Here is a 13539-nt window from a genome sequence, read left to right on the forward strand (position 1 = left end):
TGGAAGAATTTTGAACATATTCCGGATTCTATTCAACGAACCAAATTTGCAATGGCATCATATAATTGTGGTATGGGTCATGTTTTTGACGCACAAAGATTAGCAGAAATTGAAGGTTTAAAAAAAGATGTTTGGGATGATCATGTTGAAACTATGGTTTTAAAACTAAGCAAGCCTGAGTATTATAATAATCCAATTGTGAAATATGGTTATGTTCGTGGTTTAGAGCCTTATAATTACGTGAAACAAATATTTGAAAGGTACCAACATTACGTTCAGTTTATCAATGAATGACTACTTGTTAATGATAAACCATAGTTTACTTTAATTCATAAAAAAACCTCCCAAAATTAATTTTGGGAGGTTTTTTATGAATCATCTCACAGCATAAGAATTAATAATATTCTTCAACTGTAGTTTTAAATCTTCACCAGTATCAAATACCATTTGTTCGTTACTTGGGAAGGGGAGACGTCTTTTATTCAACAATTGTCTGTCGTTTTTAATTAACGCACGTTTATCTCCTTTATATCTTGCAAAAATATGCTCGAATACAAAACCACTATCTATGGTAAAAGTATCAATAGGTTGGTTGTTTTGGGTATCAATATACACCACATCGGCAATAACTTCTGCAGTTTTGGTTTGTATGGTTTCATATAGACGTCCTCTAACTTTAATGATTTTTTCAAACTTAATATCGTTTCCTAAACTGTCTTTTACCACATTACCATTACTATCTTTTTCGTATTCCCAACCATCGACAACTTCTTTTTCTCTTAAAAACTCACGTTGGTTAACACGTTCTGGAGACACATCAATTTGCTTTAAATTAAGGTGCATGGCATAATCATAGTTAAGATTTGGTACTTTATTAGCGTGATATTCACTCCAAAACTTATTTAAGCCATAAGTATCAAAGTTTAATAACTCCACTTCTAAACGCTGCGGTATTACTTGTTGCGTATCGTTATGTACAGATACTAAAATATGATCTTTTCCACGTTCATGAGCTTCCGCTAGTAGGTCTCTAGTATTCTCGTAATTAGGACTGATACGATCTAAATACGATAACTCGCTATGTGCTTGTCTAATAATATGTTTATCATCAGATTCTAAAAGATCTAAACCTTTTTCATATAAATAATCTGCGAGTTGCGTTTTAGAGCCTATAATGTCATTACTATAATCGTTAAACGTAAACGGAATATTTTTTCCATTAATGTTTAATGGCAAAATAGGTTTTATAGCTTCCTGTCTCGCATCTAAATCTAAATAGAGCTCGTAGATGTTTCTGAATGTTTCGGGATTGTTGTCTTTTTTAAGATGTTTAATAGTCTCTAAATCGCGTTCAGCCACTTTGTAATAGGCATCTTGAAGCATGATTATATAATCGTAATTACGCTTTTTATCTTTATTCTTTCTTAGCTTATCAAGTGCCGTGTTTATCGCACGGTCGTAATTACCAGAATTAACTGCAATTTCAACTTGCTTTTTTGTGTTACAAGCTATTAGCAATAAAAATACAACTGAAAGTAGTAGTAGTTTTTTCATAGGTCAAAAGTTTTGGTTATTTGGGATACTAAATCAATAGTGGTGCCAAAATACAAACACTACACATGAAATACTAATAAAACCGATAAAGTGTTTGAATATATGTATTTATATAGAATTAATCTTACAGTTTTTAATGTCGACGTGTCTATTTTGCTAAGGACAGATTTATACAGAAGATATAAAATTATGTAGTTTGGAATTGACTTTAGTAAGTTGCTTGCGTTAGGGATTGCATCCGTTCGATTATCTCTCGATAGTCTTAACCTTTTGAGTAGCTTCGAATACCAAGCCTATTATTTGAAACGAGGTTTTTATTAATAGCGAGATCCCGAAGCTAGTTCGGGACTGCTTCTCAGAAAGATATAGCGCAAAGCCCGACCTAATAGGGAAACCTGCCTACTGGCAGGCAGACGCCCAAAACACAGTAAAAAGTTTAATTTATTTCTTGTTGTAAACAGGTAATAATTGAGTAGAAACTTCGCCAAAACCAATACGAGTACCATCTTTTTCGCAATGTCCGCGCATAATAACGGTATCATTATCATTGATGAATTTGCGTTCGGTACCATCTTTCATTTTAAGGGGCTTTTCACCTCTCCATGTTAGTTCTAACATAGACCCGTAACTATCTTCGGTTGGGCCAGAAATTGTTCCGCTTCCCATCATATCTCCAGAATTTACTGGGCAACCATTTACAGTATGATGTGCTAGTTGTTGCGCCATATTCCAATACATATATTTGAAGTTAGAGTTGCTAACTAAGGTTTCCTTGGCACCTTTTGGTTGAATAGCGACTTCTAAATTAATATCATAACTCTTTTTACCTTTAAATTGAAGGTATTCTAATTGTTTTTTTAGAGGTTTTGGACTTTCAACTTTATAGGGCTCTAACGCATCTAAAGTTACAATCCAAGGTGAAATAGAAGATGCAAAATTCTTAGCTAAAAAAGGACCTAAAGGCACGTATTCCCATTTCTGAATATCTCTAGCGCTCCAATCATTCAGTAAAACCAATCCAAAAATATATTCTTCAGCTTCAGCAATTGGGATAGGCTCTCCCAAATCATTAGCATCAGTGGTAATAAAAGCCATTTCTAATTCAAAATCTACCAATCTACTAGGTCCAAAAACGGGTTCAGAAGCACCGTTTGGAAGTGTTTGTCCGTTTGGTCTATGAATTGGGATTCCAGATGGTATAATAGATGAGCTTCTGCCATGATAGCCCACTGGAATATGCAACCAGTTTGGTAACAAGGCATTATCAGGATCTCTAAACATAGTGCCAACATTGGTTGCGTGCTCTATACTTGAGTAAAAATCAGTATAATCACCAATCTGTACTGGGAGCTTCATTTCAATTTCATCTAAACGAAACAGAATAGTTTCTTTATGCTTATTATTATTTTTTAAAGTATCGTTATTGGCATCAAAAATCTCAGCAATTCTATTTCTAACGGTACGCCATGTTTTTCTACCGTCTGCAATAAAATCATTTAGTGTGTCTTGAAGAAAAATATCATCGGTTAATGGAATGCCTTCAAAATACCCTAATTGGTGTAATGCACCTAAATCTATAGCGGTGTCTCCAATACGGGTTCCAATGGTAATAATATCATCACGAGTTAAAAACACACCAAAAGGAATGTTCTGAATAGGAAAGTCTGAACTTTTACCAACGTGTAACCACGAGGATCTATCTGGATTATTAGCGGATAATGGCATAACGATATTTTAAGTTTTAATTATTGAATTCTTATCAAACGTACACATTTTTTTTATTTTAACGGAAAAAAACATATAAAATATGCTTAAACGTTAATCGTTAATAAACCGTTGAAAACTTAGAAGTAAAACTGTGTTTTTTAATACTAATAACTAATCTATTTGCTATTTTTGCACCTTAATTTAACTAGAACACTATTTTATGCAACGCGACGAACAAATTTTTGAACTTATTGAAGCAGAAAAAGAACGCCAACTTCATGGTATTGAGCTTATTGCATCAGAAAATTTTGTAAGCGACCAAGTTATGGAAGCTGCAGGCTCTGTGTTAACTAATAAATATGCTGAAGGCTACCCAGGAAAGCGTTATTATGGCGGTTGCGAAGTGGTTGATGAAGTAGAACAAATTGCTATAGATAGAGCAAAAACATTATTTGGGGCTGCTTATGCAAATGTACAACCACATTCTGGAAGTCAGGCTAATACAGCAGTGTATCATGCATGTTTAAAACCTGGTGATAAAATTTTAGGGTTCGATTTGTCTCACGGTGGGCATTTAACGCACGGGTCGCCAGTAAATTTTTCTGGTAAACTTTACAATCCAGTATTTTATGGCGTAGAGGAGGAGACAGGTGTTTTAAATTATGATAAAATTCAAGAGATTGCTACAAAAGAGCAACCAAAATTAATTATAGCAGGAGCTTCGGCATATTCTCGCGATTTAGATTTTGAACGTTTTAGAGTTATTGCTGATAGTGTTGGTGCGATATTGCTCGCAGATATTTCACACCCCGCAGGATTAATTACAAAAGGGATTTTAAACGATCCTCTTCCACATTGTCATATTGTGACCACTACAACACATAAAACATTAAGAGGTCCAAGAGGTGGCATGATTATGATGGGACAAGATTTTGAAAACCCATTTGGTATCACGCTTAAAAATGGAAACTTACGTAAAATGTCTTCTTTATTAGATTCAGCTGTTTTTCCAGGAAATCAAGGTGGCCCTTTAGAACATATTATTGCTGCTAAAGCCATAGCTTTTGGTGAAGCATTAACAGATGATTTTTTAACCTATCAATTGCAAGTTAAAAAGAATGCATCTACTATGGCCGATGCTTTGGTTGCTAAAAACTATAAGATCATTTCTAACGGAACAGACAACCATTGTATGTTAATTGATTTGCGTAACAAAAACCTTTCTGGTAAAGATGCTGAAAACGCTCTAGTAAAAGCAGATATTACGGTAAACAAAAACATGGTGCCTTTTGATGATAAATCGCCATTTGTAACCTCAGGTATTCGTTTAGGAACTGCCGCAATTACAACGCGTGGTTTAAATGAATCTGATATGGTAACTATTGTAGATTTGGTTGATGAAGTGATTACTAACTTTGAAGATGAAGCAATTCTGGCTAACGTTAAAGAAAAAGTAAATGCTATGATGAAGGATAAACCTTTATTTGTATAGTGCAGCGTTATGCTGAATTTATTTCAGTAGCTCATCAATAAAATATAGTAGCCTAAAAGAACTTTGGGTTTACAAGAAAATCCTGCTTTGTGTGGGGTTTTTTATTTTTTTGGTAAACTGCCTGCCGGTAGGTAGGTATCCACAAGGGTCGGGCCTTCGGCTGTCCCTCTCTGCGAGTAGCTCCAACTAATGCCTCAATCACTAACGCAATTATTTGCTAACTTAGAATTTAATCTGTTTTTTCTTGATTTTTTTTATGTTTTTTTGAGTTCGACTCAATTAACAAGTATGGTATTCCAATAATCATAGAAGTCCAAAAAGCATAATTTTGAATATTCGGATTTTCAGTTAATCTAGCAATGAAGTACCCAACGACTATGATTAAAGCCATTCCGAACATTACATTCCTAAATACAGTTGCTATTCCTTCGATATTGTATTTTTCTTTTTCTTCTTTCGGCATAGTATTATATCCAGCAATTAGAAAATACATTTTTCCGTACTTTATTAAAATTCCGAGAACGATAAAAAGAATTGCTACTCCAATCATATTTTTTTATTTTAAAATTCGGTCAGTTTATTTTATATTTTTTTTCTGTTATATGCAGTTTCATTAAATGCCCCAACGGTTTGAATAAACAGTCGTTGTAATGCCGTTTATTTTATGTTTGCAACTGTTTCCTTTTTGTAAACTGTGGAGCCTTCTTTTATCGTTTGAAGCACAACAATGTTTTTGATGTTTTCTATGTCAACTTTTATAGGATTTGAATCAAGAATGACTAGGTCTGCTAGTTTACCCACCTCTAAAGTGCCTTTACTTTCTTCTTCAAAATGCTGATAGGCGGACCATTCGGTAATGCATTTTAATGCTTCATAAGGGGTTAATCTTTCGTTTTCGCCTATGATATTTCCGGATCTTGACACTCGATTCGTAGCAGTCCATATTACTCGCATCAAATTTGGTAAGGCCACAGGAGCATCCGTATGGATGGTAATTTTTAAACCTTTGTTTAAGGCTGTTCTAGTGGGGCTTATTTTATTACCTAAGCTATCACCGATTAATTCCTTATGCCAATCACCCCAGTAAAAGGTGTGTAATGGAAATAGTGAAGCGATAATGTCTAAGTTTTTAAATTCATCTAGCTGATCTTCTCTTACATATTGGCCATGAATCAGAACATCCCTTCTACCTTCATTTCCATATTTATTAGTTACCTTTTTTAGGGTTCTAATCATTTGATCCATCGCGGCATCTCCATTTGCATGAGTATGTATTTGCCAATTATTTCGAAAAGCATTTTCATATATATCTTCAACATCTTTATCATTTGGTATAGCTGGATATCCTAAATACCCTTCCTCTGCGCCATCTGGAGCGATTAGGTAGGGTAGGGTTCTCCATGCTGTTCTGCCTTGTGGAGATCCATCTAGTGTGAGCTTCACTCCTCCAATTCTGTAATGATTTTTATAAGAGGAGCTATACCAATCAGTATTTAGTAAAGAATCAGCAACAGAGTAATCAATGTAGCTCACCACATCTAATTTTAAGAAATTAGTCATTGCAGCATGCTCTAAAAAAAGATGAGAACTTGGCATTGCTCTCCCTTCTTGGACTGTCGTGTAGCCGTAGGATAAAGCCATATCTTGACCAGATATTAGAAATGATTTTAAGGCTTCTTCACTCTTTGGACCTAATACCATAGGCATAATAGGAATTGCAGCTAATTCTTCTAATACTCCATTAGGTTCTTCTGTTCCAGAAATTCTCCTAATTATGCCACCTTCGGGATTAGGAGTTTCCGAAGTAATATCTAATAATTCCAAACCCTTGCTATTCACAACGCAAAAGTGACCGGAGATATGTATAATCATAACCGGATGTTCTGTTGATACTTTATCCAAGTCCTCTTTCGTAGGAAACCTCTTTTCTGCTAACACTGAATCATCAAATCCCATCCCGAATATCCACCCAGTGAGTTGAATGTTTTCAGGAGTCGACCAAGCTTTTAATATTTTAATTAGTGAACTGATATTGTTTGCCCCAGCATCTGGGGGTGGCAGAATTTGCGCGCCTATTGATTGACTTGGAAATCCAGCGAAATGAGCATGTGCATCTATAAAGCCTGGTAATAAGGTTTTTCCATTAAGATTTACTTCTCTTACTGAAGGAAATAGCTCTTTAGATTCAGAAAGTCTTCCAATAAATACTATAGAATCTGCATTTGTTACGATTGCTTCAACATAATTAGGTTCAGTTCCCTGCATGGTGAGAATATCTCCTCCAAAATATAGAATCTGATTATTGTCTAGTGCAGTATTTTTGGCTTCAAAGCAACTGATAATAAATAGTGTTAAGGCTAAGTATGCAAGCAGATTACTAATGCGTTGTTTCATAATGTAGTGTTGATTGCTAAAGGTTCGTACCTGATTTCGTTGCTTTGTTTAGGCTACTAATTTAACAAATACTAACCAAATAGAAAATCTTCGAGGATTTTCTTAAGTACGCTAAAACCAAGCCATTAATTATACGTGTCTTAAGTTCGTTATTTTTATTATAAATCTTTTGCAAGACAGATACTGTCGGGAATAGCCTTTAATTTACCGTATTTCTCAATTAAATCGTAATTATTTCGTTGATATAGTTTACTTGCTTCAGGTTGTTTTGAGCCCATAAAAAGTAAACATTTAGTATTTCCTAATTCTCGAGACCAATTTTCTAACTCTAATAAAATTTTTTCTCCAATTCTTTGGCCTCTAGCTTCTGGAGAAACATACATTCTTTTGATTTCCATAGAGTTATTGTCGTATTTAGAAATAGCTCCGCAACCAATTGCCTTGTCTTTTTTCATTACTAAAATAACATATTTAATACTGGAGATATTATTAAATTGAGATAGAGGATGAATTTTTCCATCCCTCTTTGCAAGGTCAGAATTCAGTAATTGTACAAGTTTTTTAAATTCTAAATTTTGAGAGTCTGTCCTTATTATTTCTATCATATTTTTGAGTAAGCTAAAATGACGTACAACGTTATTATATTTAAAAAGTGCATCTTTTTGGGAGTCGGATTTTTTGGATATTCTTGTTTGATATTCATTCAAATATATTAAGCATCCAAAATTATTTAGCCCAATAATCCAATACCAACACATCTTCCAAATGCGAGCTTAAAACATTCACAAATGCTATATGTGCGGGATGAGGAAGGTATATGGATCTTTCTTCCTCACTATTAAAAGTTACAAAAAAACAATGAGTAAATCCTTTATTTAGTCCTTCTGGACTATTATTTAAGCCCCATTCAAATTTTTTTATTTCTTTTATTTTAGAAGGTAAATCGATAAAGGCAGCTTCCACTTTTTGAATATCAGCAGAGGTAGAGGCTTCTGTAAATTTAAACAGAACTACATGACGTAACTGCTCAGTAATTTTGTTTGCAGTAGGCGTATTGCTCTTAGCATTATCTGTTCTATTCATACAACTACTAAATAAAATTAAGGTAAATAGTAATAAAATATTATTTTTCATATCTGTTAAGGTTATATATTATTATAGTTTTAGCAACATTTTGTTTAATGTAAATTTGATATAATGTTCTAATACTTTACAGCGGTTAGTATAATAATAGTTACGTATTTACAAAGGAGGGTTTTCAGTAGAAAAATCAGACCTAATAAACTTGCGACAACCTTTGGTTAATACTACAATTAAGTAATTGTTTTTATACGTTTTTAGACACTTTCTTTTTTGTTTTACTTATTAGTTTATGCTCTATTATTAGCCATAAATATTTAAAAAAGACAGACCATCCACTTAACTCAAGGTTAGGTTTTTTTCTTTGTCCTATTCGTTTTATTTGTGATTCATACCATATTATATTCATCATTCCATCAATTGCTTTTACTCCTGTTTTTTTAATTTTTGTTGTAAAATTAGCTCGACTTTCATTAAATATTTCGTTCCCAATATTAGGGAACACAGCAAAAGGTCTAGCAATTCCAATAATATCTAATTTATTAGAAGCAATGGCACTTCGCATCACTGAAGTAGTACGAAATCCTCCTGTTAACATTAAAGGAGTATTTGTTATTTTTCTCACTTTCTCAATATAATCGATAAAATAAGCTTCTCTTTTTATTGTGCTCTCTTTGCGTTTTCCCATCATTGCTGGAGCTTCATATGTTCCTCCTGATATTTCTATTAAATCAATTCCTTCCTTTGAAAGGGTTTTGACAACTTCCATTGATTCTTCTTCTGAAAACCCACCTTTTTGAAAGTCTGAAGAGTTTAATTTAATTCCAACAGGAAAATTTTCTCCTACGCGTTCTCTAATTTTTCTATAAACTTCAACAACAAATCTGGATCTATTTTCTAAGGTTCCTCCCCATTTATCTTTTCTAATATTTGTATAGGGCGATAAAAATTGACTAACTAAATAACCATGTGCACCATGAATCTGAATTCCTGAAAAGCCTGCTTCTTTTAATATAATGGATGTGTTGGCAAAAGCTTCAATGATTTCTAGAATCTCACTTTCACTTAAAACCTTAGGTACTTTTTTTGTTGTTTTTTTTCTTCCACCAGTTTTTAGAGGTACAGCAGAAGGCGCTTTTAAACTGCTGTTAATTTGCTCCATAGCTTGTCTGCCAGGATGGTTTATCTGAGCCCATAAATTCGTATTTGTGCCTTTTACACTTTCAGCCCATTCTTTAAGCATTTCAATATTTTTTCTATTTTTAACAACTACATTTCGTGGTTCTCCAATTGCCTCCGAATCAATCATAATGTTTCCAGTAATCAATAATCCTGCACCACTTTGAGCCCATGTTTTATATGCATTTATCAGAATAGGTGTTGGCTCATGATGTTTGTTAGATAAATTTTCGCTCATTGCTGATTTAGCAATCCTATTGCTTAGGATTACTCCATTTGGTAAAATCTTTTCTTCTTGTAATACATTCATGGGATTAGTTGTAAAAGTGTTTTAAATAAAATTCAATTTATTATAGTATGTTATAACTCACAATTCGCTTGTGCCTAAAGGTATTGTATAAGATTTGTGCGGCTTAAAATCCGTAGGATTTTCAGTCTAGTACAAATGTTAGTTGGTTGTTTTGGTTTTACAATTTTTCTTTAAAATTAGCATAAATTTTATATGGCGTTGGCAAACGGTTTTTAGGTCCATTCCACATTCAGTTTTTCAAGTTCGGCATTTAATTCCGTAAGTGAATTTTGGTCAATTATTTGAGTATTGATTGTTAATTCAGTTTTATCAGTTTGTAGAATATAATCTCCAGCAAATTTTTTAATCCGTTTTATTTCATTCAGATTTATTTTCTTTCCGAAAAGATGATTTTCCTTAATTACATTGTTTTGAATTGTCAAATATTGGTTGAAATAATCAAATGAATATATTGCTATATACATTACAGAAATTCCCAACCAAGTATACGCAGTCCACTCTCCGAAATCATTAGAGATTAAATTAAACACTACAAATATTAACCAAAGAATAGTCATAATTAAGTAGAATTTTAATCTTTTCTTTTTATATCTTATTTTCATTGTTTTTACTGTTTGTTAAGTTTGGTGTATTGATAGTTGTGTGTTTTAAGTACCTAATTTAGCCAATACAAACCAGATAGAAAGTCCGGGAGGGCTTTCGTAAGTAGGCTAGTACTAGCAATTAATTTTATACGTTGTTGCTCAAAGTTATTTCTATCAATTATTGTTTCATTTGGTATTCTAATCCAAAGCCAAATTCAAACAAAGGATTTTCACTGTCATAAGGCATATCAGTTTTTTGATTTTTAACAGCTTGCATAGATGAAGGTAATTCAAAAGGTAATTTTCCTTGAGGCTCGACATTTCCAAAAATAACTTCACATACAGATTTGTCACTCGAGCCGTAATCTACAATAACAGAAGCTGCTAGTTGGGTAATCTCTGGTATAACTGCAGGTCTGTCTAAATAAAGATTAACTATGGTTGGAACAGTTTTAAGTAATTTTAAAATGTGCTCTTTTTTATCGCCTTTAAAATCTAAGTCGCCGTGATGAAAAGATGCTGCAAAAGAGTTTTTTGTATCCACTGGATACCAAGGCGCATTTAATCTAATAATAGCAAAATCGGCTTCTTCTGGATTAGTTACAATTTTCGCATAATTAGAAACGGTCGTACTATCAATATTTTTAATATAAACTTTTAGTATATTTTGTGATAAAGGTAAGACAGAGTTGTCATTTTTTAAAAGTGTCATCGAGATTTGCTGTGTTTTTTCGCCTAATTTTATTGAAGTTTCAGTGCCAATAATTTCGGTCACCTTAGTTTCATCAACAAAAGGGTTATCAAATAAACCTAAATCAAATTTCTGTTTTAATAAGCGCCTTACTGATTGGTCAATTCGTTCTTCAGATATTTTTCCTTTGCTAACTAGTTGTATTATTAATTCTGTTCTACTTTCTCCCCCAAATTGATCACAACCAGCGTCAATAATTTTAAAAACTCTTTCTTCGTCACTTAAATCTTCAACTCCCCAAGCTCTTGCTTTCCATATAACATCTGGTCCAAATGGTACATCCGTAATTAAGCCCCAATCAGTACATACTACTCCATTGTACTTATATTTTTCTCTTAAAAGTGTAGTAATAATAGTTTTGTTATAAGACATTGCAACATTTTCGTCCGTTTGGTCTATTGGCACACCGTAATATGGCATGATTGCAGCGGTGTTAACTTCGAAAGCTGCTTCAAATGGAATAAGGTGATAATTAAAATTGTTTCCTGGATAGATTTGCCCTTTTTGAAATGAAAAATGTGGATCTAAACCTTCTTTCTGTGCCCCTCCACCTGGAAAGTGCTTGGTCATACAAGCTACACCATCTTTAAGAGACTTGCCTTGTAACCCATAAATGTAGGGTTTTACTAATCTAGCGGTTAAATCTGCATCTTCACTAAAATTCCCACTTATTCTTGCCCACCGAGGTTCTGTTGCCAAGTCAATTTGTGGATGTAGAGCCTCTCTAATACCAATTGCCATATATTCTCTACGAACAACATCTGCAAATTCACTAACCAATTCTTCGTTTCCAATTGCAGCAAAACCAGGCATTTCACAGAACTGACTAAATCCTGAAGATGCCATACCTATGACATTTTTTCCTAGATGATGTCTAGGGTCCGATGCAATAGTTATTGGAATACCCAACCTGGTGTTTTCGGCGACCTGTTGTGAATTATTATACCATTTGGCGAAAATAATCGGTTCAGAAGGAATATCCCAAATGTTAAAATGGGTCATCATACGTGTCTTTATATTTTCAACAATGGAAGGCATTCTAGCTGCAGGACCTGTAAGTTCAAAATTTCCATCAGGTTTAGCATCTTTACTAACGGGGGCCCCATTGATGAACATTATTCCTGCTTTTTCTTCTAAAGTCATTTGGCTTAATAAATTTTCTAATCTAGCCTCAGTTGGTTGACTTAAATCTTCATAAATATCAAGTTTTTGATTTTTGTTCAAATCTCTAAACTTAATACCATCTTTTTCAATAAATATTTGAGATTTAATTTTCAGTAATTCAGAAAATTGATTGCCTTTTTGTTCTTTATTTGACTGTTTACAGCCTAATAATATTGTAAGCCCTAAAAAAAGGAGGGTTGATTTATTCATTTTGTTTATTTTTCCTTATTGCTGGTAACGGTTTGGCTATGGTTAGTGTGGGGAGCAGAGAAGCGATTTTCATTCCGCCAAGCTCATAGCAAAATCTTTTTGTTTTGTTTTAATTTTTTCTTGTCTAAAGCAAAATCCTAATGATTTTGCGACCTTATAAATATACACAGACCTTGGCTTAAAACCTAAACCCCGCATTAATTATAGCCGTTGTTGTACGCTGGTTTTTTAGTTTAAGTGTCTTGATATATAAACTTTGATAATCATCAATTATTTTTTAGCTCTTCAGCTACGTCATCGTAATATTCTTGTGCTACTACTTCAGTCCAAGTAGTTGGTTGTCCAGCACCATATAAAGCCAAATACGTTACATCACTGAACTTGGTGGAAGAATGCCAATGTTCGATATCTTTCTCACATTTAATTACATCACCTTCTTTCAAAATAACAGGCTCATTTCCTCTCTCCTGATAATAGGCTTCTCCATCTACAATTATTAAGACTTGTGCAGAATTATGTTTATGCCAATCCAAGGTTGAGTTGGCTTTAAAGGTTGCCTTTGTAATGTTATAACCCAATTCTTTGTCATCGTGAATAATGGCATTCAACCAAGCTTCTCCTATATAGTGAGTATTTGGTGCTTTTGCACCCTCTGTTAGATAAGAGGAGACCGCATATTCAGAATTTTGGGAAAATACAGATATAGAGGCTAAAATTAACAGGAAGCAAATTGTATTTTTCATTTTATATTTTTTAAAGTTTTATTTTTCTTGTTTATTCGGAGTTTTATGCTTGCGTAAAACGGTTTGGCTAAACTGCGTTTCAATGCGGTTTAGGTTTTGTTAGCAAATCGTTTTTATTTTATAATCAACTTTGATGTAGAAGTTGAACGGTTGGTTTTAATAACTATCATATATATTCCTGGCGGTTGATTTAATGTAATTTGGCTATTTGGGCTCAAATTGTCCTCAGAAAAGACCAACTCACCAATTAAATTATATATTTTGATTGAAGGAGTAAATGTGTGGTTGGTCCGGATATTTAAGATTCCTGAAGAAGGATTAGGGTATAGTAATATATTTTCTCTATAATTTTCAGTTGTATTTTCAGTTGA

Annotated in this window: 12 protein-coding genes and 1 pseudogene; 2 read left to right on the top strand and 11 right to left on the bottom strand. The window is 33.4% G+C overall.

What is annotated here, in order from left to right:
- A pseudogene (locus QZ260_RS03740) lies at window positions 1-294 on the top strand (lytic transglycosylase F); the annotation flags it as partial.
- Window positions 295-375: 81 nt separating this feature from the next.
- Here QZ260_RS03740 and QZ260_RS03745 read toward each other — a convergent pair.
- Entirely contained in the window at window positions 376-1554 is a 1179-nt protein-coding gene (locus tag QZ260_RS03745; RefSeq protein WP_295982864.1) for a hypothetical protein, read from the bottom strand.
- Window positions 1555-1995: 441 nt separating this feature from the next.
- Window positions 1996-3279, bottom strand: a complete 1284-nt coding sequence (fahA, locus tag QZ260_RS03750) for a fumarylacetoacetase (RefSeq protein WP_295982866.1) — start codon at window positions 3277-3279, stop codon at window positions 1996-1998.
- Window positions 3280-3481: 202 nt separating this feature from the next.
- Here fahA and glyA point away from each other — a divergent pair, with 202 nt between their 5' ends.
- Window positions 3482-4753, top strand: coding sequence for a serine hydroxymethyltransferase (glyA, locus tag QZ260_RS03755; RefSeq protein WP_295982869.1), 1272 nt, complete (start codon window positions 3482-3484; stop codon window positions 4751-4753).
- Between the two features lie 229 nt (window positions 4754-4982).
- On the opposite strand, the gene QZ260_RS03760 is transcribed toward glyA, so the two are convergent.
- The 9 genes from QZ260_RS03760 to QZ260_RS03800 form a co-directional block, all read right to left on the bottom strand.
- Window positions 4983-5303, bottom strand: a complete 321-nt coding sequence (locus QZ260_RS03760) for a DUF3784 domain-containing protein (RefSeq protein ID WP_295982872.1) — start codon at window positions 5301-5303, stop codon at window positions 4983-4985.
- A gap of 107 nt (window positions 5304-5410) precedes the next feature.
- A complete protein-coding gene (locus QZ260_RS03765; RefSeq protein ID WP_295982874.1) occupies window positions 5411-7147 on the bottom strand; it encodes an amidohydrolase in 1737 nt (578 codons plus the stop codon).
- Window positions 7148-7305: 158 nt separating this feature from the next.
- Window positions 7306-7752, bottom strand: coding sequence for a GNAT family N-acetyltransferase (locus QZ260_RS03770; RefSeq protein ID WP_295982876.1), 447 nt, complete (start codon window positions 7750-7752; stop codon window positions 7306-7308).
- 121 nt (window positions 7753-7873) lie between these two features.
- Window positions 7874-8230: a Dabb family protein gene (locus tag QZ260_RS03775; protein ID WP_295982878.1), complete on the bottom strand. Its 357-nt coding sequence runs from the start codon at window positions 8228-8230 to the stop codon at window positions 7874-7876.
- 244 nt (window positions 8231-8474) lie between these two features.
- A complete protein-coding gene (locus QZ260_RS03780; protein ID WP_295982881.1) occupies window positions 8475-9716 on the bottom strand; it encodes an NADH:flavin oxidoreductase/NADH oxidase family protein in 1242 nt (413 codons plus the stop codon).
- Window positions 9717-9928: 212 nt separating this feature from the next.
- Entirely contained in the window at window positions 9929-10273 is a 345-nt protein-coding gene (locus QZ260_RS03785; protein ID WP_295982884.1) for a hypothetical protein, read from the bottom strand.
- Between the two features lie 205 nt (window positions 10274-10478).
- Entirely contained in the window at window positions 10479-12425 is a 1947-nt protein-coding gene (locus tag QZ260_RS03790; protein WP_295982886.1) for a glycoside hydrolase family 3 N-terminal domain-containing protein, read from the bottom strand.
- A 266-nt stretch (window positions 12426-12691) separates the two neighbouring features.
- Window positions 12692-13168 carry a cupin domain-containing protein gene (locus QZ260_RS03795; RefSeq protein WP_295982888.1) on the bottom strand — a complete coding sequence of 159 codons (477 nt, stop codon included), beginning with the start codon at window positions 13166-13168 and terminating at the stop codon, window positions 12692-12694.
- A gap of 113 nt (window positions 13169-13281) precedes the next feature.
- On the bottom strand, window positions 13282-13539 hold a 258-nt coding region (locus QZ260_RS03800), incomplete at its 5' end, for a T9SS type A sorting domain-containing protein (protein ID WP_295982891.1).

The organism is uncultured Algibacter sp. (assembly GCF_905480415.1).
GTDB lineage: Bacteria > Bacteroidota > Bacteroidia > Flavobacteriales > Flavobacteriaceae > Algibacter_B.